The sequence below is a fragment of the Mesorhizobium sp. M1399 genome, from assembly GCF_040317735.1.
Taxonomy (GTDB): domain Bacteria; phylum Pseudomonadota; class Alphaproteobacteria; order Rhizobiales; family Rhizobiaceae; genus Mesorhizobium.
Genome location: NZ_JAMYKZ010000003.1, coordinates 419021 through 445574, shown reverse-complemented (window position 1 = coordinate 445574; position 26554 = coordinate 419021). Strand labels below are relative to the sequence as shown.

Here is a 26554-nt window from a genome sequence, read left to right as displayed (position 1 = left end):
AGCGCCGCGCGTCTTTGGGACGCACAAAGGAGGCTGTAGCATTTTGATTTTTGCGCATGATCCTTTCCGAAATCGATTCCGATTTTCGGGCTCATGCGCTGACTTCTCCAAGGGTTATCCATGCCGCGCATTGCCTATGTGAACGGACGCTATGTCGCTCACGCCGAAGCTTCCGTGCACATCGAGGACCGTGGCTATCAATTCGCCGACGGCGTCTACGAGGTCTGCGAGGTGGCGCGGGGCTTCATCGTCGACATGCCGCGCCATCTCGCCCGATTGAACCGCTCGCTCACCGAACTCTCGATCGACTGGCCGATCACGCGCGGCGTGCTGCCGCTCGTCATGGGTGAGGTGGTGCGCCGCAACCATGTCGTCGACGGCCTGGTCTATGTCCAGGTGACACGCGGTGTCGCCAGCCGTGAGTTTTTCTTCCCGCCGGCGGGCACGAAGCCGTCGCTGGTGGTGACCGCCAAAAAAGCCGATCCTGCAGCTGCCGCGAAGCGGGCCGAGAGCGGGATCCGGGTTATCACGGTGCCGGAGAACCGGTGGGATCGGGTCGATATCAAGTCGGTCGGCCTGTTGCCGAACGTGCTGGCCAAACAGAAAGCCAAGGAAGCAGGCGCCCAGGAGGCGTGGTTCGTCGATGTTGACGGCACCGTCAAGGAAGGTGGATCGTCGAACGCCTGGATCATCACCAGGGACGGCGTGCTGGTGACGCGGCCGGCCGAGCATGGCATCCTGCGCGGTATCACCCGCACGACACTGTTCGATGTCGCCGCCAAGCTCGGCCTGAAGATCGAGGAGCGCGGCTTTTCGGTTGCCGAGGCCAAGGCCGCGCGCGAGGTTTTCATCAGCTCCGCGACCACGATCGCCATGCCGGTGGTGGCAATCGATGGCGCTCCCGTCGCCAACGGCCACCCGGGCTCGATAACAGTTTCACTACGGCGGGCCTTTTTTGACGTTGCGGAAAAAAGTCCAGCCTGATAACCGCACAGATGGAATGAACATCAATATATCTCGTTCTGCTTGTCGTTACTGACGGCAAGATGGTGTTTGCGTGCTTGACATGTGCCAGCTAATTTGGCGCATTGGCTTGCAAACCGAAGGGGATCGGCGAAAGACAAGAACAATGGCGGAACGATCGCAAAATCTTCAGGACCTGTTCCTGAATTCAGTTCGCAAGAGCAAAAACCCACTCACCATCTTTCTCATCAACGGCGTGAAGCTGACCGGCGTGGTCACTTCGTTCGACAATTTCTGCGTTCTGCTGCGTCGCGACGGCCATTCCCAGCTCGTCTACAAGCACGCCATTTCCACGATCATGCCGAGCCAGCCGGTTCAGATGTTCGATGGTGAGGAAAGCCAGGGCGCCTGATTGGCACGTGAGAAAGACGCGGACCGCAGCGTTCGCGGAAAACCAGCACATCAGACCGGGACAGAGGCCAACGGTCCGACCCGGGCGGTGGTCATCGTGCCGGTGCTTACCCGGCAGCCGCGTGGCAACGACGACACCAATCGCCCGCGCCTGACCCGTTCCGCCGAGGCCCGTCGCGACGAGGCGGTCGGCCTCGCCAGCGCCATCGACCTTGACCTGGTCCACACGGCAGTGGTGACCGTCAACGATCCACGCCCGGCGACCTTGCTCGGCAGCGGCAAGGTCGCGGAGTTCGCCGAGATCGTCAAAGAGGGGCACGCGGAAGTGGTCATTGTCGATCATCCGCTGACACCGGTACAGCAGCGCAATCTCGAAAAAGAGTTGAACGCCAAGGTGCTCGACCGCACCGGGCTGATCCTGGAGATTTTCGGCGAGCGCGCCCGCACCAAGGAAGGCACGCTGCAGGTCGACCTTGCCCATCTCAACTACCAGAAGGGCCGCCTTGTGCGGAGCTGGACCCACCTTGAGCGCCAGCGCGGCGGCGCCGGCTTTCTCGGCGGCCCTGGCGAGACGCAGATCGAGTCGGATCGGCGTGTGTTGCAGGACAAGATCACCAAGCTGAAGCATGAGCTCGAAACGGTGCGCCGCACCCGCGACCTGCACCGCGCCAAGCGCAAGAAGGTGCCGTTTCCGGTGGTGGCGATCGTCGGCTACACCAATGCCGGCAAGTCGACGCTGTTCAACCGGCTGACCGGAGCAGGGGTGCTGGCGGAAGACATGCTGTTTGCCACGCTCGACCCGACGCTGCGCCGCGTGCGCCTGCGGCACGGAACGCCGGTCATCCTTTCCGATACGGTCGGCTTCATTTCCGACCTGCCAACGCATCTGGTCGCGGCCTTCAGGGCGACACTGGAGGAAGTGGTCGAGGCAGACCTCGTCATTCATCTGCGCGATATCTCCGACCCCGATACGGCCGCACAGGCCGAAGATGTCGAGCGCATCCTTGCCGATCTCGGCGTTGATGCCCGCGATAGCAAGCGCGTCATCGAAGTGTGGAACAAGATCGACCGGCTCGACGAGGGCAACCGCGCGCGGCTGCTTGCCGATGGTGCTGACGGCAGGAAGGCGCCGCCTATCGCCATATCGGCGGTTACCGGCGAAGGCATCGATGCGCTGAAGGCGATCATCGAGACGATGATGTCGGGCGAACTGGAGACGTTCACGGTCACGCTCAAGGCCGACCAACTCGGCGTCGTCGACTGGCTTTACCGCAACGGCGACATCGTCTCGCGTGATGACAATGAGGATGGCAGCGTGACTATCGCGCTCAAGGCCACACACAGTGCTCGACAAGAGATAGAAAGCCGATTGCGACGTCAAAACAATGGGTAGGGCGTTTATTTCGCGCTTTTTGCCTGCTGCCAGAGCGCTTCCATCTCGTCCAGCGTCGCCTCTTCGAGGTTGTTTCCCGACGCTTGCAGCGCCTGCTCGACATGGTGGAAGCGCGACCGGAATTTTTCGTTGGTGCCGCTGAGTGCCGCTTCGGAATCGATTTTGAGGTGCCGGCCGAGATTGACGATCGCAAACAGCATGTCGCCGAACTCGTCCTTGATCGGTGCGCTGTCGCCTTTGGCCAGCGCTTCGCGTAATTCGCCGATCTCCTCCTCGATCTTTTCGAGGATCGGTGCCGCCTCGCTCCAGTCGAAGCCGACGCGGGCGGCCTTTTCCTGCAGTTTGAGGGCCCGGGTCAGCGCGGGCAGGGCGACCGGCACGCTGTCGAGAAAGCCCTTGCCATGGTCCTCGGGGTCGAGCCCTCGGACGAGGCGGGCGCTGCGCTTCTCCGCTTTTTCCTCCGCTTTGATCTTTTCCCACATGCCCTTCGCCATGCCGGCGCTGCGCGCCTTTTCGTCGCCGAAAACATGCGGGTGGCGGCGGATCATTTTTGTGGTGATGGCCTCGACCACATCGCCGAATGAGAATTCGCCGGCCTCCTCGGCCATTTGCGCGTGGTAGACCACTTGCAACAGGAGATCGCCGAGTTCATCGCGCAGATCGTCCAGGTCGCCCCGCGCGATGGCGTCCGCCACTTCGTAGGCTTCCTCTACCGTGTATGGCGCGATTGTCGAAAAGTCCTGCTCGATATCCCACGGGCAGCCGGTTTCCGGCGCCCGCAGCGCTGCCATGATCTCGATCAGCCGGGAAATGTCTTTCGAGGGTTTCATCTGGGAAACGCTATCCTGTACACGGCTGTGCGGCCAACGGCTTCAGCCGGTGAGGGCGCCTTGTCCACAGATCGGCGGCCAGACCATGATCGTGGAAGCCGGTTTTCGGAAAAGATCATGGTCAAGCAAAAAGTATCAGTCGAGCACGGAGACAATCGCCTTGGCGAGCGCGTCCATGCCGTCCTCGGGCAGGCCGGCAACGTTGATGCGGCTGTCGCCGACCATGTAGATGCCATGCTCGGCGCGCAGCCGCTCGACTTGCGCTTCCGACAGGCCAAGCCGGGAAAACATGCCGCGATGGCTGGCGACGAAATCGAAACGGTCGGAGTTGGACTGCCGCCGCAGCGCTTCGGCGAACTGGACGCGCAGCCGCAGCATGCGCAGGCGCATCTCTTCAAGCTCTGCTTCCCAGTCGGCCCGCAGCGTAGCGTCCTCGAGCACCATGCGCACCGCAGCCGCGCCATGGTCCGGCGGCATCGAATACATGGCGCGCGCCGCCGACAGCATCTGGCCCATCGCCATATCCGCCTGCGCACCGTCTTTCGCCATGATCAGCGCTGCACCAACGCGGTCGCGATAGACGGCAAAGTTCTTCGAGCAGCTCGAGGCAACGACCATTTCCGGAACTTTCGCCGCCAGCAGGCGCAAGCCGGCGGCATCCGCATCAAGCCCCTCGCCAAAGCCTTGATAGGCGATGTCGACAAAGGGCAGCAGACCACGCTCAACGACGAGATCGGCAACGGCAGCCCATTGCGAGATGTCTAGATTGGCGCCCGTCGGGTTATGGCAACAGCCATGCAACAGCACGACGTCGCCGGGATTCGCGGTTCTCAACGCATCCAGCATGTCGTCGAAGCGAACCGCACCAGAAGCAACGTCGAAATAGGGGTACTCGCGTATCTGCAGGCCAGCGGCGCGCATCACCGGCATGTGGTTCGGCCATGTCGGATCCGATAGCCAGACCGTCGCGTCGGCGCGGGTCCTTTTCAGCAGCTCTGCCACCAGCCGCAGCGCGCCGGAGCCGCCGGGCGCCTGTGCCGCACGAATGCGCGTCATGTCGGCGGTTGGGCCGAACACCAACCTAGCCATTGCCGCGTTGAAGGCGGTATCGCCGGCAAGGCCGAGATAGGTCTTGGTGTCCTGGCCTCGCAGCAGCCGCTTTTCGGCTTCGCGCACCGCGCGCATCACCGGCGTCTTGCCGTCGCGATCCTTATAGACGCCGACCCCAAGATCGACCTTGTCGGGACGCGGGTCGGCGCGATAGAGCCCGATCAAGGCAAGGATCTTGTCGGCGGGCGCGGGCTGGAGATTTTCGAACATCGATAAGGTTCCGTTGGCGGCGGAGTGATACGCAAACCGGCCGTGCTTTGCCAGCGGTTTCATATGCGCCAACTCGGCGCCGGTTTGCCTCGAGGGCGGCCGATACTATCTGCCGGGCGAGGGCAGGCCCGAGATCTCCCAGGACGAGAGCGCGGCGAGCCGAAAAAATTCGGGGAGAGCGGGATTAAAACCCCGACCTGCTCCGTAAACAGGACATGAAACGGCCGATGCCACGCTTCGATATTCTGGGACAGCTCGGTTCGCTGCGCCGCTACGCACGCTCGCTGACGCGCGACAGCGCCGATGCAGAGGATCTGGTGCATGATGCGCTGGTGCGTGCCTATGAGCGACGCGGCAGCTTCCGCTCAGGCGGAAATCTTCGCGTATGGCTGCTGTCAATCGTCCACAATGCGTTCATCGACGGCTTGCGATCCCGCAAATCCGAAGCGGTGCGCATCGAACAGGCCGGCCATCTCACCGAGGCCAGCGTCCAGGCTCCGCAGGAACATTCCGTCCGGCTGGCACAGGTGCGCGACGCTTTTTTCACATTGCCGGAAGAGCAACGTTGCGCGCTGCATCTCGTCGCCATCGAGGGGCTTAGCTACAGCGAGGCGGCCGAGGTTAGCGGCGTGCCGCTTGGCACGCTGATGTCGCGCATCGGCAGGGCGCGTGCGGCACTCCGCGAGATGGAGGACGCGGCACCGGCACGCACGAAAAGCCATCTGAAGATCGTCGGAGGTGGATCATGAACCAACTGCGCGATCCCGTCACCGACACCGATCTCGACGCCTATGTCGACGATCAGCTGGACGTTGCTCGTCGCATCGAGGTCGAGGCGTTCCTTTCGGCTCGCCCGGAAGCGGCCGCGCGGGTGATGACTGATCTGAGGACGCGTGACGAGCTGCGCGTGGCGCTTGCCGGATCGAAAGGCATGGCGCGGCCGGCGACGGCTGATGCGGCACGGCGGCTGGAGCGGGGGTTAGCGCGCGGCCGTGTCCTTGGTGCTTTGCAGCGCGCGGCGGCTGTCGCTGTTTTCGTCGCCGCCGGCTGGCTTGCGAACGGGCTCATCGGACCGATATCGGTGACGGAAGTCGTCGCTTCGACCCATCCGCCCGCCTATGTGGAGGACGCAGTCCGGGCGCATCGGACGACGCTCGTGCGCGAGGCGATGTCGTCACAACTCGAGGCGCCCGGCTACAATGCCGACGAAATCCGCGCCGCCACGGCGATCGTCATGCCATCGCTGCCAACGGACTGGACGGTCCGTGACGTGCAGATCTACCCATCGCAGTTCGGCCCGAGCGTCGAGATGGCTGTCGAGACAAAAGAGATGGGGCTGCTCTCGCTGTTCGCCATCCGGCCCGGAACATTCGACGTCGTCAAGCCGACTGTCGTTCCGTCGGGCGAGGTTTCCTCGGCCTATTTCCAGATCGGCGAGGTCGCCTACGCAGTCGTCGCACGTAGCGATGTCCGCGGCCTCGATCGCACGGCCGAAGCGCTCGCCAAAACACTCTACTGATCGACTACCTCTAAGAAGGAGAACCAAATGAACAATCTGGGATACATTGGGACCAGAGCCCGAGCCGGAGCCGTCTACGACGAAGGCCTGCGCCGGCACATGCTGCGCGTCTATAACTACATGGGCCTTGGCCTCGTCGTTACGGGCGTGATCGCCCTCGTGGTGGCCTCCACGCCCGCCCTTTACGTGCCGATCTTCTCCACCCCGCTGAAATGGGTGGTGATGCTGGCGCCGCTGGCCTTTGTGCTGCTGTTCTCGTTCCGTATGCAGACGATGTCGGCGGCCGGGGCCCAGGCAATGTTCTGGGCGTTCTGCGCGGTCATGGGTCTGTCGCTGGCTTCCGTGTTCCTGGTCTTTACCGGCACCAGCATCGCCCGCACCTTCTTCATCGCCGCCACCATGTTCGGCGCCACCAGCCTTTATGGCTATACAACCAGTCGCGACCTGACGCAGTTCTCGTCCTTCCTGATCATGGGCCTGATCGGCGTGGTGATCGCCAGCATCGTCAATATCTTCCTGGGTTCGACAGCGCTGCAGTTTGCGATCTCGGTGATCGGAATCGCCGTCTTCGTCGGGCTCACGGCCTGGGACACGCAGACGATCAAGGAGCAGTACGCCGAAAACTTCGGCGCCGAAACACAGCAAAAGCTCGCCGTTTTTGGTGCATTCTCGCTCTATCTGAACTTCGTCAACATCTTCCAGCTGTTGCTGAACTTCACCGGCGAGCGCGAATAGCCGCGTCGGACCGAGACCGGAATAGTACATCATGGACAGAAACGACCAGCAGGCGATCGGACAGCTCTTCGAGAAGCTCGCAAATGTCGAGCGCCAGGCGCCGCCGCGCGATGCCGAAGCGGAACGCTTGATCCAGGACCAGATCACCCAGCAGCCTGGGGCGCCATACTACATGGCACAGACGATCGTGGTGCAGGAGCGGGCCCTGAACGCAGCGCAGGCGCGCATCGAAGAGCTGGAGGAGCAGGCGCGGCAGCCTGCCGGCGGTGGACCGCTCAGTGGCTTCTTCGGCCGCAGCGGCGGCAGGCGCTCAGGCTCGGTTCCGCGGATAGCGCGCACCGCCTCTGCTGCCGCGGAGGAGCCACAAGACCAGTCACAGCGGGCCGGCGGCGGGTTCCTTGCCGGCGCCGCGCAGACCGCGATGGGGGTGGCAGGCGGCGTGCTGCTCGGCAATGCGATCGCCGGCATGTTTGGCGGCAGCGAAGCGCAGGCAGCCGAACGGCCGGCACCGCAGCCGGACGAAGCCGACCAGGCAGACGATGCCAGCTCCGATAATGGCGGTGACTTCGGGGATATGGAATTCTGACGAGCGACCCAGCCTGTGCCGGCGCTCGTGACGATTGCCGGTCACCGGGTAGGCGGAGGCAGCATCCGGCAAGCGAGCCCTCGCCGGCGGCTAATCGCCCAAGCGCTTCAATTCAGCCTTGACCGCCCTGATCGTCTTGAAACGGAAACGCTTCGTCGTGCCGTCGCGCCATCCGCAGTCGCAGGTGGCGTCGAACTTTTGGCTCACTTTCAATTGCGTCAGCGCCTTCTGGCCCGGTTTGGGGGCGTCGAAGATGCGAACTTCGTAGAGCGTCCCCGAAACGTCGTAGTGCGAAACAGGCCAGGCAAGTATGACAGTCAGTTCCTTTGCCGGATCGTGATCGGCGTTGACGAGGCCGAGCGCTGTAATCTCTGGCGTGCCGCCTTCGTGTTCGCCAAGCGTGACCTGGATTGTACGGTACCCGTCGGGTTGCTGCTGTAGTGCGACGAGTGGGCGTTCCGGATATTCCTCAGTGGTCTGGTAATCGACGAACAGTGTCTGGAGGCCGTTCCAGGTCACGGCTGTGGTGTGCGGATCAGCGTTGTCCGCGAACCCAACCACACGTTTCGCGAAAGCCAGGTCATTCTCGCCTGGCGCACGATCAAAGTCCTGCGCTCGCGCGTCAGTGAATGCGCAGGCGAGGGTGAGGGCAAGACTTGCAAGCAGTGTGTTCATGATTCGCAACCTAGCACGCCGTTGCCCCACAAATGCTGTCTCGCTGCCAACGGACGCTACAGGCTTCAGTGGACGCTACAGGCTTCAGTCGCATAAGATAGATTATGGAACTGACATGGCCGATAGGACGTGGCGAAGATAGCATAAGCGAGCCGCTGGGCGGTTTGGAGCGAACTCTGTAACCCAGCTATGAAAACCTTGGTCCTTTACGCTGATTTGTAAGGGATTTCGATCGTCATGCCGTCATAGGCAGGCTCGACGTTGGCCGGCGTCTCGGCCATTACCGTGGCGTAGTCGAGCGGCACATGCATATGCGTCAGCACCGCGTTCTTCGGCGCCAGTCTTTCGATCCAGCCGAGCGCCTGGCCAAGCGACAGATGGCTCGGATGGAAGGTGTATTGCAGCGCGTCGATGACCAGCATGTCCAGCCCGCGCATACGCTCGGCTGTCGCTCCCGGAAAGTCGCTGATGTCAGGGCAATAAGCGAGATTGCCGATACGAAAACCCAGCGAGATGATGTCGCCGTGGATTTGCGGCAGCGGTTCGATGGTGAGGGCGCCGCCCTCGCCTTCGATCACCACCGGCCTGTTGTGGTCGATGATATGGGCGTTGACGATCGGCGGATACGAACTGCCTTTCGGTGTTTCGAAACAGTAGCGGAACGCTTCCCTCAGCCGCAGCATGGTAACCTGATCGGCATGGATGTCGATCCGGTGGCGCTGCTCGAGCACGAAGCCGCGCAAATCGTCGATGCCGTGGATGTGGTCGGCATGCGGATGCGTATAGACGACCGCATCGATGCGCCTGACCGATGCCAGCAGCATCTGCTCGCGAAAATCCGGGCCGGTGTCGATGACGACCGTGGTCCTGGCGCCATTCGCCGCGATCCGCTCGACGAGCGCTGCGGTGCGCATGCGCCGGTTCTTTGGGTTGGTCGGATCACAATTGCCCCAGTCGCCGGTGATGCGTGGCGTGCCCGGCGATGAGCCGCAGCCGAGGACGGTAAGACGCAACCGATCGCTCATGCGTCAGGCGCCCGGCGCGCTCGGGCGCGGCATTTTCCTGAACAACCGGAAGAAATTGTCGGTGGTGATGGCAGCGATCTCGGCCTCGCTGACGCCGATCGTGTCGGCCAGCACCTTGGCTGTATGCGCGACATAGGCAGGCTCGTTGCGCTTGCCGCGAAACGGGATCGGCGCAAGGTATGGCGCGTCGGTTTCGACCAGCAGACGGTCGCGCGGCACATCGGCGGCGACGGCGCGCAGCTCGGCGGAGTTCTTGAAAGTCAGGATGCCGGAAAACGAAACGTAGCCGCCGAGCGCCACGCCGATCTCGGCCAGCCGGCGCCCCGATGAAAAACAGTGCAAGATGAAGGGGAAGGCGCCCTTCCCTGTTTCTTCTTCGAGGATATCAGCCATGTTGTCGTCGGCGTCGCGTGAATGGATGACCAGCGGCAGACCGGTCTCACGAGCCGCGGCGATGTGGGTGCGAAAGCCCTGCGCCTGTGCATCGCGCGGCGCATGATCGTAGAAATAATCGAGCCCGGCCTCGCCGATCGCCACCACCTTGTGATGATCGGACAGCCGCACCAGATCCTCGACAGTCACATCAAGCTCTTCGGCCGCATTGTGCGGATGGGTACCGACCGAGCAATAGACCTCATCGAAAGTCTCCGCAATCTCAAGCACTTGTTGAAACCGCTTCACCCGCGTCGAGATCGTCACCATGCGGCCGACACCGGCCGCAAGGGCGCGGGCGACGATGGCCGCCCGCTCCTCGGCGAAATCCGGAAAGTCGAGATGGCAGTGACTGTCGACCAGCATCAGGCGCTTGTATCCGTTTGCTCGACATAGCGTGGAAATACCGGTTCCGGCGCCGGCAGTGCCGTGCCGGATACAAGCGCGTGAGCCTCGGCGACATTCGCGAAATCGCGGCTGTCCGCCGGCACCGCCAAAAGGTCGAGCAGCTTTGCCGCCGACTTCGGAATGAAGGGCTGGCACAGCAGCCCGACACGCCGGATCACTTCAGCCGTCGTCCACAGCACCGTTTCCATGCGTGCCGGATCGGTCTTCTTCAGCGCCCATGGCTCCTGGCCGGCGAAATAGCGGTTGGCTTCCGCCACCACGCCAAAGATCGCCGCCAGCGCCAGATGGATGCCCTGGTCGGCCATCGTCCTGCGCGCCGTGACAAGGGCGGCATTGGCCTGATCGAGGATCGCCTTGTCGGCATTGCTCAATTGGCCGCGCTTAGGCACCACGCCGCCGCAGTTCTTGGCGATCATCGACAGCGAGCGCTGCGCCAGATTGCCGAGATCGTTGGCAAGATCGGCATTGGTGCGGTTGACGATGGCATCGTGACTGTAGCTGCCGTCCTGGCCAAACGGCACTTCGCGCATGAAGAAATAGCGCACCTGGTCAAGGCCGTAGTGCTCGATCATCGCGAACGGATCGACGACATTGCCGACCGACTTCGACATTTTCTCGCCACGGTTGAACAGAAAACCATGCGCGAACACGCGCTTCGGCAATTCGATGCCAGCCGACATCAGGAATGCCGGCCAGTAGACCGCGTGGAAGCGGATGATGTCCTTGCCGATGACGTGGGCGTTTGCCGGCCAGAAAGACCATCTCTCATTGGCCGGATCCGGATAGCCGGCGGCGGTGATGTAGTTGGTTAGTGCATCGACCCAGACATACATCACATGCTTCTCATCGCCGGGCACCGGCACGCCCCATTTGAATGTGGTGCGCGAGATCGACAGATCCTTCAGGCCGGATTTGACAAAGCTGATGATTTCGTTGCGCCGCTCCGCCGGTCCAACGAATTCGGGGCTGTTCTCGTAGAGCGCGAGCAGTCTGTCCTGATAGGCGGAAAGGCGGAAGAAATAGCTCTCTTCCTCGGTCCATTCGACGGGCGAGCCGAGTGGTTCGCGGCGCACGCCGTCGTCACCGACCTTGGTTTCGGCCTCGTCGAAATAGGCTTCCTGCCGCACCGAATACCAGCCGCTGTAGCGGTCGAGGTAGATGTCGCCATTCTCAGCCATGCGCGTCCAGATCGCCTGGCAGGCCTTGTAATGACGCTCCTCGGTGGTGCGGATGAAAACGTCGTTCGAGCAACCGGTCGCTTCGAGCATCGAGCGGAAGATCGCCGAGTTGCGATCGGCAAGCGCTTTCGGCGCTAAGCCTTCGGCGTCCGCCGTCTGCTGCATCTTCAAACCGTGCTCGTCGGTTCCCGAGACGAAGAAGACGTCCTTGCCGTCGAGCCGCTGGAAGCGGGCCAGCGTGTCGCTGGCGATGACATTGTAGGCATGGCCGATATGCGGCTTGCCGTTCGGATAGAAAATCGGCGTCGTGACGTAGTATTTTTCGCGTGCCATGGATGAGCCGTCATGAATGTCTGAATGAAAGATGTCGCGGTGAGATATCGCATCGAAACGGCAATTGCCATCCGACGCCAATGTGGTGGCTTCGAAGTTCCTGCGATTGATTGGGATCAAAACTCAGGGGCTTCAAAGCCACGCCAGCGGCCGTCACATTCGCATTGCAGAATTCAGGCGGTCGATCATGGTTAGGGCGTGCTGCTTCTTGTCGAGGTTGTAGGTCTCGGTTTCAGATATAGCGTTCAAAGCCTCGTGCCAAGTATCCGACAGCGTTTTGGCCCGCGCCAGATCGCCGGCCAGCGCGGCTTGGCTGGCGCCCTCCGACAGCAGGTCGAGCGCACGGCGATTGAAGATGTCGAACTGGATCGCCTGGTCGCGGCCGGCGACCGCATCGGCAAGACGGTAGGCGCCGGCGACATCTGTCTTTTTGGCCATCACCAGGGCGTCAAGGGTGGCGGCGATTTCCAGCCCGCCATATTGCGTCAGCAGGATCGCATTGCGGGCGCTGCCCCCTGCCCGTTCCGCCAGCGCCGCGCGCGCCGCAGGATCCTCCGGTGGCGGTGGCTCGATGCCCTCCAGAACCGTCATCAAGCTCTCGGCATCGAGCGGCGCCAACCGCACCATCTGGCAGCGCGACCGGATCGTCGGCAGCAGGCTGCCCGGCGCATGGACGATGAGGATGAACAAGGTGCGCGCCGGTGGTTCTTCAAGATTCTTCAGCAAGGCATTGGCAGCATTGGTGTTCATGTCGTCGGCGGGATCGACGATAACCACCCGGTAGCTGCCGTCATGCGAGGTCAGCGACAGAAAGCGGCTGACCTTGCGGATCTCGTCGACGGTGACCACGGTCTTGAAGCTCTTGGTCTTGTCGTTTGCGGGGCGCGCAAGATGCAGCACCGAAGGATGCGCGCCGGTGGCGATCTGACGAAACAGCGACGATGCCGGATCGGGAACGGCAAGGCTTTCCGGCGCCTGCCCGAAGGCTGGGTGCTTCAACAGGTGATGCGCCAGGTGAAAGGCCAGCGTCGCCTTGCCGATGCCGACCGGCCCGGCAAAGATCAGCGCGTGCGGCAGCTTTCCCGAGCGATAGGCGGCGGCAAGCATATCGGCGGCCTGAAGATGTCCGACGAGACGCGGCGTCTCGGATGGCTCCGGCACCCCGTCCAGCGTATCGTGCTGTTCGGGTGCGATGCGTTCGAAAATCATGCCGGCGCCGCCTGTCTGCTTTGCGCCGGCATCATCTTCTCGAGAGCCGCGAAGACGGTGGCGGTAACGACATCCTCCACCGTGTCCGGGTCTGCTGATGCATCGACGACGACGCAGCGTTCGGGTTCAGCCGCGGCGATGGTCAGAAACGCCTCGCGGCGGCGCTGGTGGATGGCCAATGTTTCCTTCTCGAAGCGGTCCGGGCCGTCACTGCTGCCCCGTCGGGCGGTAGCGCGCCTCAGTCCCTCGGCGGGGTCGATGTCGAAGATCAGCGTCATGTCCGGCACCATGCCGTTGATGGCGACCTTCTCCAACGCGTCCATGAATGCCGGGTCGAGGCCTCCGGTGACGCCCTGGTAGACGCGAGAGGAATCCATGAAGCGGTCGCAAAGCACGACCGAGCCGCGCTCGACTGCCGGCCGGATGACCTGTTCGACATGGTCGGAACGCGCGGCGGCGAAAAGCAGCGCTTCCATCTTGGGGCCGAACGGCTCGGCTGCGCCTGAAAGCAGGACATGCCTGACCGCCTCCGCGCCCGGCGAGCCACCCGGCTCACGCGTCACCAGTACATCGTATTTCTTGGCGCGCATCTTCTTTGCCAGCCGCCCGATCTGCGTCGACTTGCCTGCTCCTTCGCCGCCTTCAAAAGTGATGAAAAATCCGCGCGCCAAAGCCTTTGTCCATACTTCGGGGACCGTATAGTCCCGGCGGGAAAAAAGGTCCACCGCGACGGTGCTAACGCAGCCAGCCGACGGCCAGTTCCTTGGCGGCATCGAGCGCGCGTTGCGGCAACGAACCGACACCGATCGACTCGGCGGCAAAAAGCGGCGTCTCCTGGCTCAGCGTATCGCCGATCCAGACGCGCAGCGTACCCACCGGCTGCCCCTCCTCCACCGGCGCTGCCACGGGTCCGTCATAGACAATCCTGGCGGTGAGCTTGTCGCGGTTGGCGATCGGTAGGAAGATCTCCACGGGTCCATTGGCCTTTAACGCGACGCCGGATTTGGAGCCGCCAAAGACCTGGGCTTCGCCAACCACTTCGTCCTTGGCGAATATCTCCGTCTTCTCGAACGAGCGAACGCCCCAGTCGAGCAGCTTTCGCGCTTCCTCGGCGCGCTCGCGGTCGTTTGCCAGTCCGCTCATTGCCGCAATCATCCTTGTTCCATTGTGGCTGACCGAGCCGACTATGCCGAATCCGGATTGCTCGCTGGCGCCGACTGCAAGGCCGTCGGCGCCTATATCCATGGCCAGCAACGGGTTGCGGTTCCTCTGGGAAATCTTGTTCCAGCTAAAATCCTTCTGGCCATAATAGCGGTAGAGATCCGGGTAGTTGCGCCAGATATGCAGGGCCAGAAGCGCAAGCTCGCGAACGCTCGTTTGCTGCCCGTCGGCCGGCAGACCGGTGGAATTGACGAAGGTCGATTTCTGCAAGCCGATCTGGCGGGCGCGCTCGGTCATCTGCGCCGCGAAATTCGCTTCGGACCCGGCCATTCCTTCAGCGATGACGATACAGCCGTCATTGGCCGCCTGCACGGTCACGCCCTGGATCAGGTCCTCCAGCCGGATCGTCGACTTGAGTTTCGCGAACATGGTCGATGTCCCCGAAGGAGCGCCGCCCTTGCGCCAGGCGTTCTCGCTGACCACGAAAGTGTCGTCGAGCGTCATGCGCCCTGATTTGATGGCGTCGAAGACCACTTCCATCGTCATCAGCTTGGCCAGCGAGGCCGGCGGGATCAACCTGTCCGCATCCTTGGAAAACAGCACGGTGCCGGTTTCGGCGTCGATCATGAAGGCCTGCGCGGCCTTGGTCTCGAAAAGCTGTGCTGAGACCGGCACAAGCGAGAGCAGCAGCAGGCCGAGCGTCATGAGCCCGGTGGAAGGACGGAAAAATTTCATCGGGTTCGACCAGTCAGCCGGCGCTCTTTTGCAAGTTGGCCGAAGCTAGCAGGCTTTTCCGCGGCGGATCAATCGCGCACGAGAAAGCCAGGCGACCCGCCATCAGTTGCGTACGGCAAGCGCATCCGGCGCACCATGCGACCACGCGGCCAGCAGCATCTCGTCCAGGCTGCCATGGCCGTCGGCATAGAGGTTGACCGAGTACCAGCCTTTGCCGTCGAGTTCGGAGCGCTGGATCTCGGTCTTGCCGAAGCTGGAAAGTTTGGCCGCCACCCGCTCGGCTTCGGCGGCATCCTCGAACGAACCCGCCGCGACATAGTCCGTGGGCGACCCGGCTGGAGGAGCTTGCCGTTTCCAGGATTGAAGAATCTCGGCGGGCGACATGCCGACGCCATCCAGCGCGGCGAAGGCGTTGGAGGCGCGCTGCACGCGCTCATTGGCATAGGACAGCGACGCCACAGTGAATGGCGATTGCGCCGGCAGGTTGATTTCCGGACGCTCCGGCACGATCGGTCCAAATTCGGGCAGCGTCACATCGCCGGAGGCCAGTGCCTGCGTCGCAACGACAGCTTCCGATGCCTGCCCGGAATTCGTCAGCTGACCGGGGAACGGCACCACCGCGGCGCTTACCGGCAGGCTCGGCGACGGCCCATTCATGGCGACCATGACACCGCTGGGCAGACCGTCCGATGGATCCGGTGCCCTGTTGCCGGGATGGTACGAGGCCATCAGATATTGACCGTCATTGCCTTCGAGCGGCGCACGGCCGACATATTCGACCTTCACCTCGGCCGTACCGATATTGGCATAATCGAGCATTTCAGCAGCGCGCTTAGACACATCGATGATGCGTCCATCATGATAGGGTCCGCGATCGTTGACGCGCACGATCACCGAGCTGCCGGTCTTCATGTTGGTGACACGCGCATAGCTCGGCAGCGGCATGGTTGGATGCGCCGCCGTCAGATCTGCCATGTCGTAGACTTCGCCGTTGGCGGTCAACCGGCCGTGGAAGGCCTCACCATACCAGGATGCGAGGCCAACCTTGGCGTAACGCTTGTCTTCCTTTGGATAGTACCACTTGCCGCGCACCTGATAGGGTCTGCCGAGCTGATCGCGTCCGCGAGACGTCTTGAACGTCACGCGCGGGCTGGCTTTCACACCGTATTCGGCTTCGGAAAAATATTCCTTGGAGCGTGGTTTCTTGTTGACCATCGCCTTTTGCTGCGGCCCGGCACATGCCGCAAGAAAGGCTGCCGACAAGGCAAACAGCGCGAAAGCGGAAGCGCGACGAAGACGCGGGCGCGCCGTAGTCTGCATTTTCGATTGTCCCCTACAGTCTCGACGAAGGCACCGCAGCTTTAACGTTGGCGGTGCCAAAGCACCCACTCCAGAAACGCCGGCGACTCCCAACCCCAATCCTTTTGTGCGCAGGAATTGTTTATCACCGTATTAACCGATTGTGGTCGGAACCGGGCGAGATTGTGGCACGACCGTCTCGCCGATCGGCATGAAAATCATCGCGTATCGATCACCAGCGCCATTCGTGCCCGCACGCTTTGCTGCCCGGCGTTGGCATGTCTCCGAGCGCAGATTCAGGGACCGAATATCACAAGCTCGGTGAACGTCAGATCTCCAAGTGCGGGTGGTCTGGGGCCCTTGAAGTATTTCAGCCCCTTGTTGGCGCGGTACCACCCCAACAAACCTGGAATCGGCTCCTTGGCGTCGACAAAGCAAACCAGGATTCCCCTTCGCAAGAGAAAGCGCCCCACGGCACCGGCGCACCGGCTTAAATCCGCGAGCGAGCGGCAATAGATGATCTGATGGCATCGGATAAGACCGTGCAACATTCGGCGCGGCATCAACACCAAGGGAAACGCTGCTCCGTCGCAAATGCAGATCAACGACAGGCAGCCCAGCGTGGAGTGTTCAGAGAGTATGTATCTCTCACTCTCGGACAGCATCGCCAATTCCGGAAGATCGGGACGCGCTTCGAGCACGCGACATGACCGCTGCGCCGAACTTAAAGCCGGCACGAAGGTAAATTGTCCGCTGGAGAAGAGCCGAAAGCCGAGCGCCCGGTTGGCTTTCAATGTCGCTTGTGCCGGCGAAATGTTCGTGTAGGTCACATCCCTTCGCTTGAGAACCGCCGCAACCAACATGGCGCCGTAGGGACGGAATTCTGCGTCGACTGACCAGCTTGAAAGATTGCAGCGGATTTCGTCGCCCTCCGACCCCTGGTAGCGAGCATAAAGGGTGAGCACAACGCCGACGATCCGACCGACATGCTCCAAAACAAAGCCATATTGTGGGAACTCGGCAACTGCGGGCCGCTGCGACAAACGGGTCAGAGCCTGTATCCAGTAACTCCGGTTACGCGCCGGAAAGCCCCTGCACAGACAGTCGACCACTCCCTCCCAGTCGGTTTCTCGAATTGGTCTACAGCGAAGACCGGGCGGGAGAGCGCCAAGTACGGCCAAAATCAACTCCGGAATACGATTTACTTACATGTGTTTAATGCGCCCAACATATCGGCGCACAACGATTAATAGTCTGTGCGGGTTTTAAAAACGATTTTCCACACTCAGCACAAAACACAGGTCGCCATGCCGGGCTGCTCACCGTCCTGAATCGCGCCCAAAGGTGCGGTCGCCATGGTTGACTTGGTGTTGAATGCGGCTTTACAGGAATGAAGCGCGAACCGGTTGGGGAACGTCCTGGTGCCAATCCGGTACCGACTGCTCGAACCCGCCCTCTCGCGATATCCTAAGTGATTGAAAAATCACCTTGGAGGGATGGCCGAGCGGTTTAAGGCACCGGTCTTGAAAACCGGCGTGGGTGCAAGCCCACCGTGGGTTCGAATCCCACTCCCTCCGCCATTTGAAGCCTTGTCCCGAAAGCAATCTCCTGGGCTTGCGTCGAGATGACCGGGAAGTGACCCCCGATCGGGTTGATTTCTCCGTCCGAATATGATGCTTCTCCCGCCTATGAATAAACTATTTTCTGCGGTTTTCGCATGGACGATAGTGGCTTGGCCGGCCACCGCGATGGACAGCGCATTGCGCGCCGGCCTGCTTAAACTCGACCCGCAAACCCGGCTGGAGCAGCGATGCGACGCCGAAATTCTCGACCGGATTACCCGCGACGACCACAAATACAGAGCCGATCGCGTCGTCGCTTACGCCTTTGCGACGCCCGAAATGGGCGCCGATGCGATCAGGAGCCCGGGCGCTGCGTTTCGCAGCAAGGGACAATGGTACCGGCTGAAATTTAAATGCGAGACAGCGCCGGACCATATGGAGGTCCTGCAGCTCCGCTACCGGATTGGCGACGAAATTCCCGAAAGCGACTGGCCCAAATACAATCTCTACAACTAGGCATTCGCGACCTCTGGCCGCATTTTCGCCGGTGTTTCGGGCCGATCGTCGCAAACTCTGTATGTTGCCGCCGTGACGAGCGGTTTGCCGACCTTGTTCCAACCAGTCCCTTGACGTGCGGGAACCATACACGTTAGGGCCTCCAGGCATTCGACGCGAACGGCCGGCCAACCAGCAAGGGAACTCCCAGTCGATGGAAATTTTCACCGCCGCGGGCTTCTCTGCCCTGCTCCAGGTCATCGCCATCGATCTCGTGCTTGCAGGCGATAACGCCATTGTCATCGGCCTTGCCGCTGCCGGCCTGCCGGTCGAGCAGCGCAAGAGAGCGATCCTTATCGGCGTGGTGGCGGCGACGGTGCTGCGCATCGGTTTTGCAGCTATCACTGTCACTCTGCTCCAGATTGTCGGCCTGCTGCTGGCCGGCGGCATCCTGCTGCTGTGGGTGTGCTGGAAGATGTATCGCGAACTGCGCACCTCCCATGCCGACGAAGTGGAGGCGACCGAGGCGTTGTCCAATTCCGATATCAACAGCGATAATATGGTGGCCGGGAAGGCGCGTAAGAAGACCCTGGGTCAGGCTGCATTGCAGATCGTCATCGCCGACGTCTCTATGTCGCTCGACAACGTGCTGGCAGTCGCCGGCGCAGCGCGCGATCACTTCCAGGTGCTGGTGATCGGCCTGGTCCTGTCGATCGCGCTGATGGGCCTTGCCGCGAGCTTCATCGCCAAGCTGCTGCACCGCCATCGCTGGATCGCCTATATCGGCCTTTTGATCATCTTCTATGTCGCACTCGATATGATCTATCGAGGCGCGGTGGAAGTCTTGCCGCATGTCAGCAGTGCGGTGAGCTGACGCATCGACTCGAATTCGCATCGGCCGGCACTTCGACTTCGGCCAGCCTTCGGGGGCGCTTGCGTTTCGCTGCAGCCGCTGCCCATACCAATGCGGCAACAACTGTGGTACTGCGCCGCCAATCCTGAAAATCCGGAAAAGCTTTGATGTCCGCCCCTCGTGTCAGCTTCGTCAGTCTTGGATGCCCGAAAGCCCTTGTGGATTCGGAACGCATCATCACGCGCCTGCGCGCCGAAGGCTACGAGATCGCCCGCAAGCACGACGGCGCCGACCTGGTCGTCGTCAACACCTGTGGCTTCCTCGATTCGGCCCGCGACGAATCGCTCAACGCCATCGGCTCGGCACTTTCGGAGAATGGCAAGGTCATCGTCACCGGCTGCCTCGGCGCCGAACCGGACGTCATCCGTGAAAGACATCCCAACGTCCTCGCCATCACCGGCCCGCAAGCTTATGAAAGCGTGATGGCGGCAGTGCATGAGGCCGCTCCCCCGAGCCACGATCCCTATATCGACCTTTTGCCGCCGCAGGGCGTCAAGCTCACGCCGCGCCACTATGCCTATCTCAAGATTTCGGAAGGCTGCAACAACCGCTGCACCTTCTGCATCATCCCGGCGCTGCGCGGCGATCTCGTATCGCGGCCGGCCGCCGACGTGTTGCGCGAGGCCGAGAAGCTGGCCAAGGCCGGGGTCAAGGAGATCCTCGTCATCTCGCAGGACACCAGCGCCTACGGCATCGACATCAAATACCAGACCAGCATGTTCGGCGATCGCGAAGTGCGGGCGAAATTCCTCGATCTGTCGGAAGAGCTGGGTAAGCTCGGTGTCTGGGTGCGCATGCACTATGTCTATCCCTATCCGCATGTCGCCGACGTCATCCCACTGATGGCCGAAGGCACTATCCTTCCTTATCTCGATATCCCGTTCCAGCACGCCTCGCCGCAGGTGCTGAAGAACATGCGCCGGCCCGCCCATGGCGAGAAGACGCTCGAGCGCATTCGCGGCTGGCGCGAGATCTGTCCGGATCTCGCCATTCGCTCCACCTTCATCGTCGGTTTCCCCGGCGAGACGGACGACGATTTCGAGATGCTGCTCGACTGGCTGGACGAGGCCAGGATCGATCGTGCCGGCTGCTTCAAATACGAGCCGGTCAGAGGCGCCCGTTCCAACGAGCTCGGCCTCAAGCAAGTGCCGCAGGAGGTCAAGGAAGCCCGCTGGCACCGCTTTATGCAGCGCCAGCAGAAGATTTCGGCAACGCAGCTCGCCAAGAAAATCGGCAAGCGCCTGCCGGTACTGATCGACGAAGCACATGGCAATTCGGCCAAGGGCCGGACCAAATACGATGCGCCCGAAATCGACGGTGCGGTGCATATCCAATCGCGGCGGCCGTTGCGCGCCGGCGACATCGTCACGGTCAAGATCGATCGTGCCGACGCTTACGACCTCTACGGCTCGGCGGTCTGATATCACTCAATCCAAAACAAAAAGGGCGCCGCGTGGCGCCCTTTCGTTCGATGTGTTTCCGGTTGCTTACTGTGGCAGCTTGTCGTCGACGCCCTTCACGTAGAAATTCATCCCAAGCAGCGTGCCGTCGTCAGCGACCTCGCCGTCCTTCAGCCATGGTGTGCCGTCCTGCTTGGCGATCGGCCCGGTGAAGGGATTCCAGCCGTCGGCTATCTTCTTGGTGGTGGCCTCGGCCATCGCCTTGACGTCGTCGGGCATATTGGTGAACGGCGCCAGCTTGACGGCGCCGTCCTTGATGCCGAGCCAGACATTGTCGGGCTTCCAGGTGCCGTCGAGCGCCGCCTGGACCCGGCTGATGTAGTACGGCCCCCACTCGTCGGTCAGCGAGGTCAGCTGCGCGTGCGGCGCGAACTTGATCATGTCGGAGGACTGGCCGAAGCCGTGCAGCTTGCGCTCCTCCGCCACCTGCAAAGCAGCGGTCGAGTCGGTGTGCTGGACGATGATGTCGGCGCCTTGATCGAACAATGCCTTGGCTGCGTCGGCTTCCTTGCCCGGATCGAACCAGGAGTTCACCCAGACGATCTTCGCCTTGAAGTTCGGGTTGATCGACTGCGCGCCGAGCATGAAGGAATTTATGCCCATCACCACTTCCGGGATCGGGAAGGAAACGATGTAGCCGGCGACGCCCGACTTCGATTGTTTGGCGGCGATCTGGCCAAGCACGTAGCGGCCCTCATAGAAACGCGCATTGTAGATGCCGAGATTTTCGGCCGTCTTGTAGCCGGTGGCGTGCTCGAACATCACCTTGGGGAATTTCTTGGCGATCTTCACTTCCGGGTCCATGAAGCCGAAGGATGTGCCGAAAATGATCTTGCAGCCCTCGCGTGCCAGGCGTTCGAAGGCGCGGTCGGCATCGGGGCCTTCGGAGACGTTCTCGAGATAGGCGGTCTCGACCTTGTCGCCGAGTGCCTTTTCCACCTCGAGGCGGCCTTGGTCGTGCTGGTAGGAGTAGCCGAAATCGCCGATCGGGCCGGTATAGACCCAGCAGGCCTTCAGCTTGTCCGCCGCCTCGGCTGAGGCCGCCAGCGACAATGCGGCCGTCGTCGCCATCAGGGCAATAAGCAGTTTTTTCATTGTGTTACCTCTCTGAGTTAAGCCTTGGAGCTTCCGTCTTTTTGTTGTCAACGATCCGGAACGAATGGCTGCCCCAGGGAAGCCGGCGTGTTCATCATCGTCAGACGCTTGTTGCGGGAGATTAGAACGAGAACCACGACGGTTGCCAGATAGGGCAGCGAAGAAAGCAGTTGCGAGGGGACCGGAATGCCAAATGCCTGTGCATGAAGCTGGCCGATCCAGACCGCGCCGAAGATATAGGCGCCGGCCAACACCCGCCATGGCCGCCAGGAGGCGAAGACGACCAGAGCCAGCGCGATCCAGCCGCGGCCGGCGGTCATGTTCTCCACCCATTGCGGTGTGTAGACCAGCGATAGATGACCGCCGGCGAGGCCGGCACAAGCGCCGCCGAAAATTACTGAGAGATAGCGGTAACGGATGACGTGGATGCCAAGCGCATGGGCGGATGCATGGCTGTCGCCGATCGAACGCAGAGTGAGCCCGGTGCGGGTCTTGAACAGGAACCACATGACGGCGGCGGTCAGCGCGATCGAGATGTAGAAGATCGGATCCTGACCGAACAGCAGCCTGCCGACGATGGGGATTGCGGTCAGGCCGGGAATATCGAGGTTGGGCAATCTCTCACCGGGCTGGCCGACAAAATTCGTCCCCATCATGCCGGAAAGGCCGAGGCCAAGCAGCGTCAGCGACAGGCCGGTGGCCACCTGATTGGTGGCCAGCGACAGGGTCATGAGGGCGAACAGAAGCGAGAACACTGCCCCCATGGCAATTGCCGCCAACAGCCCTATCCACGGCGAGCCGGTCAGATAGCCGGCGCCGAAGCCGCCGACCGCACCCATGATCATCATTCCTTCGACGCCGAGATTGAGCACGCCGGAACGTTCGACCACCAGTTCGCCGATCGCCGCTATCAGCAGCGGCGTCGCCGCCGTCGCGATGGTCAAGAGGATGTTGACGGTGATGTCCATCAGCGGGCTTCCTCCAGCTTCGGTGCTGCCTCGAGTTTCGGCGCGGAAAGGCCGGTCAGGCGGATGCGATAGTGAATGAGCGTGTCGCAGCCGAGCACGAAGAACAAAAGCATCCCCTGGAACACGCGCGCCACCTTGTCGGAGATGCCGAGCGCGCTTTGCACCGCCTCGCCGCCGAGATAGGTCAGCGCCAGCACAAGGCCGGCGGCAACGATGCCCAGCGGATTGAGCCGGCCGAGGAATGCCACGATGATGGCGGTAAATCCGTAGCCGGGCGAGATCACCGGCTGCAGCTGGCCGATGGCGCCAGAGACCTCCGAAATGCCGGCAAGTCCGGCCAGCGCGCCCGACAGCAGAAAGGCAAAGAAAACCATGCGGCTCAGGCCGAAACCGGCGAAGCGCCCTGCCCTCGGGCTCGAGCCGAGCACGCGGACCTCAAAGCCTTTCAGCATCCGGCTCATCAGGATCCAGATCAGTACTGCCGCGATCAGCGCGAAGACAAATCCCCAGTTCGCCCTGCCGGATTCCGGGAGGAGTTCCGGAAGGATAGCCGAGTCGTTGAACTGGATGGTCTGCGGGAAACCATGACCCTGCGGATCGCGCCACGGCCCGCGCACCAGCCAATCGAGGAAGAGCTGGGCGACATAGACCAGCATCAGGCTGGTCAGGATCTCGTTGGTGTTGAAGCGCGTCTTCAGCAGTGCCGGAATTGCGGCATAGGCGGCCCCGCCGACCATGCCGAGCAGAAGCATCAGCGGCAGCACCAATGGACCTTCGAACTGCGGAAACAGCACGGGAATGATCGAGCCGACAATGCCGCCCAGGATGAACTGGCCTTCGGCGCCGATGTTCCAGATGTTTGCCTTGTAGCAGACCGACAGCCCGACCGCGATCAGGATCAGGGGGGCGGCCTTGATCGCCAGCTCATGCAACTGCCAGACTTGGCTGATCGGTTCAATGAAGTAGATGCGGAACGCCGTCAACGGGTTGACGCCGAGCAGCGCGAACATGATAGCACCAGCAATGATCGTCAAAACGAAAGCGATGAACGGCGAGAGTGCCGAAAACAGCATCGAGCGCTGCGGGCGTTTTACAAGTTCGAGGCGCATCAAGCCGTCTCCAACGTATGTTCGGCATGCCCGGGTTCTGAGCCGCCCATCAGCAGCCCGATCTTCTCGAATGTCGCTTCAGTTATCGGCAGCGGCCTCGACAGTTCGCCATTGTGCATGACCGTGATCGCATCGGAAATCTCGAACAGCTCGTCGAGGTCCTGGCTGATCACCAGCACCGCCGAGCCGCTGCGCGCTAGCTCGATCAGCGCCTGCCGGATGTGAGCCGCCGCACCCGCGTCGACCCCCCAGGTCGGCTGATTGACCACCAGGACGCTTGGCCGGCGGTCGAGTTCGCGGCCGACGATGAATTTCTGCAGATTGCCGCCCGAAAGAGCCGCAGCCTCCGGATCCGGCGCGCTCTTGCGCACGTCCATCGCCTTTATGATGCGCTGGGCAGCGGAATAGATTGCATCGCTCTTGACCATTCCACCGGCGCCGACAAACATCTTGCCATCGGTGGCGTGGCGCGACAGAAGCAGGTTCTCCGAAAGCTTCATGCGCGGTGCTGCGCCGTGGCCGAGCCGCTCTTCCGGGACGAAGGCAGCGCCCATCAGGCGCCTGCCGGTGATCGTGAGGCCGCCGGCATCTTTGCCGCGGATGCGGACCGAGCCGGCATCCTGCTGCAGCACCTCGCCGGAAACGGACTCGAAGAATTCGCCCTGGCCGTTGCCGGCGACACCGGCAATGCCGATCACCTCGCCGGCGCGGACTTCAAGATTGATGTTCCTGAGCGGGATGGAGAACGGAGTCGCCGGCTTGCGGGTGAGTTCGCGGACTTGAAGCAGCACCGGCGCGGTCTCGATACCTTCGGCCGGCGCCCGCACCACAGCCTGAACCTCGTTGCCCACCATCATCCGCGCCAACGAAGACGCGGTTTCCTGGCGCGGATTGCAATGGCCGACCACCTTGCCGTGACGCAGCACGGTGGCGCGGTCGCAGATGCGTTTGACCTCTTCCAGCCGGTGCGAAATGTAGAGGATGGACTTTCCTTCCGAACGCAACCGCTCGAGCGTCTCGAACAGCTTATCGGCTTCCTGCGGCGTCAGCACCGAAGTCGGCTCGTCGAGGATGATGAGTTGCGGCGTCTGCAACAGGCAGCGGATGATTTCGATACGCTGACGCTCGCCGACCGACAGATCACCGACCAGCGATAGCGGATCGAGAGGCAGGCCATAACTGTAGGAGAGCGCCCTCGCCTTGGCCGCGATCGTGCTGATCGGCGAGCCGTCATCCAGCGACAGCGCGATGTTCTCCGCCGCCGTCAGCGCCTCGAACAGCGAAAAATGCTGGAAAACCATGCCGATGCCGAGCTTTTTTGCGGTGCCGGGGCTGGTGATCCGGACTGCCTGGCCATTCCAGAAAATCTCGCCTGAATTCGGTTCCAGTGATCCAAACAGCATTTTCACCAGCGTCGACTTGCCGGCGCCGTTCTCGCCAAGCAACGCGTGGATCTCGCCCTTGGCGATGTTGAGATCGACATGGTCGCACGCCGTCAGCGTGCCGAATATCTTGGTGAGGCCGCGAACCTCCAGCAGGTTTGCGCCGTCTTGATCTGCACTCACAGTGCCTCCATCTGGTTTGCCAGATATGTTCTGTGTTCCCGCAAGCATCGTATGCGCGCCCTGCTCTCGACGGTAAGCGCCTCACGACTTGAAAGAGCTTCAAGAATTTCAGCGGAAACTCAAGCGGTAAAGCGCAGTTCGCAAGAACCGCGGCGTCGGCGGGCCGAAACTGCGGGCGCTCAAGGGATAAGTATCGTTGTCCCGGTCGTCCTGCGCCCTTCGAGATCGGAATGCGCCTTGCCGGCATCGCTGAGCGCGTAACGCTGATTGATCTTGATCTTGACGGCACCGCTGAGCACGACATCGAACAAGGCGGCGGCGGAAGCCTCGAGGTCCTCGCGCTTGGCATTATAGACGAACAGCGTCGGCCGCGTTGCGAACAACGAGCCCTTCTGCGCCAGCAATGAGATGCTGAAGGGCGGGATCGGCCCAGATGATTGACCGAAGCTGACGAACGTGCCGAGCGGCCGCAGGCAATCGAGCGAGGCCGGGAACGTATCGTTGCCGACCGAATCGTAGACCACGTCGCATTTCTTGCCACCGGTGATGGCGGCAACACCGGCGACGAAATCCTGCTCGCGATAGTTGATCACGTGGTCGAAGCCGTGCGCCTTGGCGAGTTCGATCTTGTCGGTCGAACTTGCGGTGCCGATCACCGTCGCGCCGAGATGCTTGGCCCATTGGCCGAGGATCAGGCCAACACCGCCGGCCGCCGCATGAAACAGGATCGTATCGCCCGCCTTCACTTTGAACGTACGGCGCAACAGGTACTCGGCGGTCATGCCCTTCAGCATCATAGCCGCGGCCTGTTCGTCGCTGATGCCGTCGGGCACCTTCACCACGCGGTCGGCGGCGATCACGCGCTGCCCGGCATAGGCGCCGGTGGTCACCGCATAGGCGACGCGATCCCCGGGCGTCAGCCAGTCGACATCTGTGCCGACCTCCAAAACCACGCCGGCCGCCTCACCGCCGGGGATCAGCGGAAATCCGCCCTGCGGCGGATAAAGGCCCGAGCGATAATAGACGTCGATGAAATTGAGACCGATCGCGGTGTGCCTGACCAGAATCTGCCCCGAGCCCGGCTGCCCGGGATCGGTATCCTCATAGGTCAGGACCTCCGGACCGCCATTGGCGTGGATGCGGATCGCTTTGGACATTTTCCAGCTCTCTTGGGA

26 protein-coding genes and 1 tRNA gene are annotated in these 26554 nt (G+C 62.0%); 11 read left to right on the top strand and 16 right to left on the bottom strand.

From position 1 onward, the window contains the following. The first annotated feature begins 120 nt into the window (after nt 1-120). The 3 genes from NKH05_RS07015 to hflX all read left to right on the top strand — a co-directional run bounded on the left by NKH05_RS07015 (nt 121) and on the right by hflX (nt 2767). The gene (locus NKH05_RS07015) at nt 121-984 is read left to right on the top strand and encodes a D-amino-acid transaminase (RefSeq protein ID WP_023717579.1); all 864 of its coding nucleotides are present in this window, start codon (nt 121-123) and stop codon (nt 982-984) included. A gap of 145 nt (nt 985-1129) precedes the next feature. After that, nucleotides 1130-1375, top strand: a complete 246-nt coding sequence (gene hfq / locus NKH05_RS07010; RefSeq protein ID WP_006202172.1) for an RNA chaperone Hfq — start codon at nt 1130-1132, stop codon at nt 1373-1375. Then, the gene (gene hflX, locus NKH05_RS07005) at nt 1376-2767 is read left to right on the top strand and encodes a GTPase HflX (RefSeq protein ID WP_023717580.1); all 1392 of its coding nucleotides are present in this window, start codon (nt 1376-1378) and stop codon (nt 2765-2767) included. Between the two features lie 5 nt (nt 2768-2772). On the opposite strand, the gene mazG is transcribed toward hflX, so the two are convergent. Both mazG and NKH05_RS06995 read right to left on the bottom strand, forming a co-directional pair. Then, the gene (gene mazG / locus NKH05_RS07000; RefSeq protein ID WP_023717581.1) at nt 2773-3597 is read right to left on the bottom strand and encodes a nucleoside triphosphate pyrophosphohydrolase; all 825 of its coding nucleotides are present in this window, start codon (nt 3595-3597) and stop codon (nt 2773-2775) included. A gap of 135 nt (nt 3598-3732) precedes the next feature. Beyond that, entirely contained in the window at nt 3733-4917 is a 1185-nt protein-coding gene (locus tag NKH05_RS06995) for an amino acid aminotransferase (RefSeq protein WP_352587530.1), read from the bottom strand. Nucleotides 4918-5132: 215 nt separating this feature from the next. Between NKH05_RS06995 and NKH05_RS06990 the strand changes: the two genes are divergently transcribed. The 4 genes from NKH05_RS06990 to NKH05_RS06975 are packed head-to-tail and all read left to right on the top strand — an operon-like array spanning nt 5133 to nt 7757. Continuing rightward, nucleotides 5133-5666, top strand: a complete 534-nt coding sequence (locus tag NKH05_RS06990; RefSeq protein ID WP_023717583.1) for a sigma-70 family RNA polymerase sigma factor — start codon at nt 5133-5135, stop codon at nt 5664-5666. Next, the gene (locus NKH05_RS06985; RefSeq protein WP_023717584.1) at nt 5663-6436 is read left to right on the top strand and encodes an anti-sigma factor family protein; all 774 of its coding nucleotides are present in this window, start codon (nt 5663-5665) and stop codon (nt 6434-6436) included. Before NKH05_RS06990 ends, NKH05_RS06985 begins: the two co-directional genes overlap by 4 nt. A gap of 27 nt (nt 6437-6463) precedes the next feature. Then, the gene (locus NKH05_RS06980) at nt 6464-7171 is read left to right on the top strand and encodes a Bax inhibitor-1/YccA family protein (RefSeq protein WP_023717585.1); all 708 of its coding nucleotides are present in this window, start codon (nt 6464-6466) and stop codon (nt 7169-7171) included. A gap of 31 nt (nt 7172-7202) precedes the next feature. After that, nucleotides 7203-7757, top strand: a complete 555-nt coding sequence (locus NKH05_RS06975) for a DUF2076 domain-containing protein (RefSeq protein WP_352587527.1) — start codon at nt 7203-7205, stop codon at nt 7755-7757. Nucleotides 7758-7847: 90 nt separating this feature from the next. Here the strand turns inward: NKH05_RS06975 and NKH05_RS06970 are convergent, their stop codons facing one another. The 9 genes from NKH05_RS06970 to NKH05_RS06930 form a co-directional block, all read right to left on the bottom strand. Then, a complete protein-coding gene (locus NKH05_RS06970; RefSeq protein ID WP_352587524.1) occupies nt 7848-8432 on the bottom strand; it encodes a hypothetical protein in 585 nt (194 codons plus the stop codon). 206 nt (nt 8433-8638) lie between these two features. Then, nucleotides 8639-9457, bottom strand: coding sequence for an MBL fold metallo-hydrolase (locus tag NKH05_RS06965; protein WP_023717587.1), 819 nt, complete (start codon nt 9455-9457; stop codon nt 8639-8641). 3 nt (nt 9458-9460) lie between these two features. Then, nucleotides 9461-10255, bottom strand: coding sequence for a TatD family hydrolase (locus NKH05_RS06960; protein WP_352494666.1), 795 nt, complete (start codon nt 10253-10255; stop codon nt 9461-9463). Further along, nucleotides 10255-11841: a methionine--tRNA ligase gene (gene metG / locus NKH05_RS06955; RefSeq protein WP_352856001.1), complete on the bottom strand. Its 1587-nt coding sequence runs from the start codon at nt 11839-11841 to the stop codon at nt 10255-10257. The genes NKH05_RS06960 and metG overlap by 1 nt, the downstream gene beginning before the upstream one ends. Before the next feature lie 120 nt (nt 11842-11961). Further along, nucleotides 11962-13017: a DNA polymerase III subunit delta' gene (locus tag NKH05_RS06950; protein ID WP_352855989.1), complete on the bottom strand. Its 1056-nt coding sequence runs from the start codon at nt 13015-13017 to the stop codon at nt 11962-11964. After that, nucleotides 13014-13688: a dTMP kinase gene (gene tmk / locus NKH05_RS06945; protein ID WP_352482558.1), complete on the bottom strand. Its 675-nt coding sequence runs from the start codon at nt 13686-13688 to the stop codon at nt 13014-13016. Before tmk ends, NKH05_RS06950 begins: the two co-directional genes overlap by 4 nt. A 64-nt stretch (nt 13689-13752) precedes the next feature. Further along, nucleotides 13753-14883 carry a D-alanyl-D-alanine carboxypeptidase family protein gene (locus NKH05_RS06940; protein WP_036244342.1) on the bottom strand — a complete coding sequence of 377 codons (1131 nt, stop codon included), beginning with the start codon at nt 14881-14883 and terminating at the stop codon, nt 13753-13755. 132 nt (nt 14884-15015) lie between these two features. Continuing rightward, on the bottom strand, nt 15016-16233 hold the full coding sequence (locus NKH05_RS06935; protein ID WP_352789988.1) for a septal ring lytic transglycosylase RlpA family protein: 1218 nt from the start codon (nt 16231-16233) through the stop codon (nt 15016-15018). A gap of 275 nt (nt 16234-16508) precedes the next feature. Then, the gene (locus NKH05_RS06930; protein ID WP_353025184.1) at nt 16509-17255 is read right to left on the bottom strand and encodes a hypothetical protein; all 747 of its coding nucleotides are present in this window, start codon (nt 17253-17255) and stop codon (nt 16509-16511) included. A gap of 447 nt (nt 17256-17702) precedes the next feature. On the opposite strand from NKH05_RS06930, the gene NKH05_RS06925 reads away from it, so the two are divergent. The 4 genes from NKH05_RS06925 (at nt 17703) to rimO (ending at nt 20603) form a co-directional block, all read left to right on the top strand. Continuing rightward, nucleotides 17703-17792: transfer RNA gene (locus NKH05_RS06925), tRNA-Ser, on the top strand. 90 nt (nt 17793-17882) lie between these two features. Continuing rightward, on the top strand, nt 17883-18290 hold the full coding sequence (locus NKH05_RS06920; RefSeq protein ID WP_352482561.1) for a DUF930 domain-containing protein: 408 nt from the start codon (nt 17883-17885) through the stop codon (nt 18288-18290). A 193-nt stretch (nt 18291-18483) separates the two neighbouring features. Beyond that, entirely contained in the window at nt 18484-19143 is a 660-nt protein-coding gene (locus NKH05_RS06915; RefSeq protein ID WP_023717595.1) for a TerC family protein, read from the top strand. A gap of 146 nt (nt 19144-19289) precedes the next feature. Continuing rightward, on the top strand, nt 19290-20603 hold the full coding sequence (gene rimO / locus NKH05_RS06910) for a 30S ribosomal protein S12 methylthiotransferase RimO (protein ID WP_352641841.1): 1314 nt from the start codon (nt 19290-19292) through the stop codon (nt 20601-20603). 66 nt (nt 20604-20669) lie between these two features. Here the strand turns inward: rimO and NKH05_RS06905 are convergent, their stop codons facing one another. The 5 genes from NKH05_RS06905 to NKH05_RS06885 form a co-directional block, all read right to left on the bottom strand. Then, nucleotides 20670-21737, bottom strand: a complete 1068-nt coding sequence (locus NKH05_RS06905; RefSeq protein WP_352482565.1) for a BMP family ABC transporter substrate-binding protein — start codon at nt 21735-21737, stop codon at nt 20670-20672. A 47-nt stretch (nt 21738-21784) separates the two neighbouring features. Then, complete coding sequence (locus tag NKH05_RS06900; protein WP_352482567.1) at nt 21785-22705, bottom strand: ABC transporter permease; 921 nt, start codon at nt 22703-22705, stop codon at nt 21785-21787. Further along, nucleotides 22705-23817: an ABC transporter permease gene (locus tag NKH05_RS06895; RefSeq protein WP_352855986.1), complete on the bottom strand. Its 1113-nt coding sequence runs from the start codon at nt 23815-23817 to the stop codon at nt 22705-22707. The genes NKH05_RS06900 and NKH05_RS06895 overlap by 1 nt, the downstream gene beginning before the upstream one ends. After that, nucleotides 23814-25379 carry an ABC transporter ATP-binding protein gene (locus tag NKH05_RS06890; RefSeq protein ID WP_352494661.1) on the bottom strand — a complete coding sequence of 522 codons (1566 nt, stop codon included), beginning with the start codon at nt 25377-25379 and terminating at the stop codon, nt 23814-23816. Before NKH05_RS06890 ends, NKH05_RS06895 begins: the two co-directional genes overlap by 4 nt. Before the next feature lie 179 nt (nt 25380-25558). After that, complete coding sequence (locus tag NKH05_RS06885) at nt 25559-26536, bottom strand: quinone oxidoreductase family protein (RefSeq protein ID WP_352494660.1); 978 nt, start codon at nt 26534-26536, stop codon at nt 25559-25561. Nucleotides 26537-26554: the final 18 nt, after the last annotated feature.

What these genes read in the sequence shown, in the direction of transcription:
- NKH05_RS07015 (WP_023717579.1), top strand. Translation starts at nt 121, where the DNA reads ATGCCGCGCATTGCCTATGTGAACGGACGCTATGTCGCTCACGCCGAA.
- hfq (WP_006202172.1), top strand. Translation starts at nt 1,130, where the DNA reads ATGGCGGAACGATCGCAAAATCTTCAGGACCTGTTCCTGAATTCAGTT.
- mazG (WP_023717581.1), bottom strand. Translation starts at nt 3,597, where the DNA reads ATGAAACCCTCGAAAGACATTTCCCGGCTGATCGAGATCATGGCAGCG.
- NKH05_RS06995 (WP_352587530.1), bottom strand. Translation starts at nt 4,917, where the DNA reads ATGTTCGAAAATCTCCAGCCCGCGCCCGCCGACAAGATCCTTGCCTTG.
- NKH05_RS06990 (WP_023717583.1), top strand. Translation starts at nt 5,133, where the DNA reads ATGAAACGGCCGATGCCACGCTTCGATATTCTGGGACAGCTCGGTTCG.
- NKH05_RS06985 (WP_023717584.1), top strand. Translation starts at nt 5,663, where the DNA reads ATGAACCAACTGCGCGATCCCGTCACCGACACCGATCTCGACGCCTAT.
- NKH05_RS06980 (WP_023717585.1), top strand. Translation starts at nt 6,464, where the DNA reads ATGAACAATCTGGGATACATTGGGACCAGAGCCCGAGCCGGAGCCGTC.
- NKH05_RS06975 (WP_352587527.1), top strand. Translation starts at nt 7,203, where the DNA reads ATGGACAGAAACGACCAGCAGGCGATCGGACAGCTCTTCGAGAAGCTC.
- NKH05_RS06970 (WP_352587524.1), bottom strand. Translation starts at nt 8,432, where the DNA reads ATGAACACACTGCTTGCAAGTCTTGCCCTCACCCTCGCCTGCGCATTC.
- NKH05_RS06965 (WP_023717587.1), bottom strand. Translation starts at nt 9,457, where the DNA reads ATGAGCGATCGGTTGCGTCTTACCGTCCTCGGCTGCGGCTCATCGCCG.
- NKH05_RS06960 (WP_352494666.1), bottom strand. Translation starts at nt 10,255, where the DNA reads ATGCTGGTCGACAGTCACTGCCATCTCGACTTTCCGGATTTCGCCGAG.
- NKH05_RS06950 (WP_352855989.1), bottom strand. Translation starts at nt 13,017, where the DNA reads ATGATTTTCGAACGCATCGCACCCGAACAGCACGATACGCTGGACGGG.
- NKH05_RS06940 (WP_036244342.1), bottom strand. Translation starts at nt 14,883, where the DNA reads ATGACGCTCGGCCTGCTGCTGCTCTCGCTTGTGCCGGTCTCAGCACAG.
- NKH05_RS06935 (WP_352789988.1), bottom strand. Translation starts at nt 16,233, where the DNA reads ATGCAGACTACGGCGCGCCCGCGTCTTCGTCGCGCTTCCGCTTTCGCG.
- NKH05_RS06920 (WP_352482561.1), top strand. Translation starts at nt 17,883, where the DNA reads ATGATGCTTCTCCCGCCTATGAATAAACTATTTTCTGCGGTTTTCGCA.
- NKH05_RS06915 (WP_023717595.1), top strand. Translation starts at nt 18,484, where the DNA reads ATGGAAATTTTCACCGCCGCGGGCTTCTCTGCCCTGCTCCAGGTCATC.
- rimO (WP_352641841.1), top strand. Translation starts at nt 19,290, where the DNA reads ATGTCCGCCCCTCGTGTCAGCTTCGTCAGTCTTGGATGCCCGAAAGCC.
- NKH05_RS06905 (WP_352482565.1), bottom strand. Translation starts at nt 21,737, where the DNA reads ATGAAAAAACTGCTTATTGCCCTGATGGCGACGACGGCCGCATTGTCG.
- NKH05_RS06900 (WP_352482567.1), bottom strand. Translation starts at nt 22,705, where the DNA reads ATGGACATCACCGTCAACATCCTCTTGACCATCGCGACGGCGGCGACG.
- NKH05_RS06885 (WP_352494660.1), bottom strand. Translation starts at nt 26,536, where the DNA reads ATGTCCAAAGCGATCCGCATCCACGCCAATGGCGGTCCGGAGGTCCTG.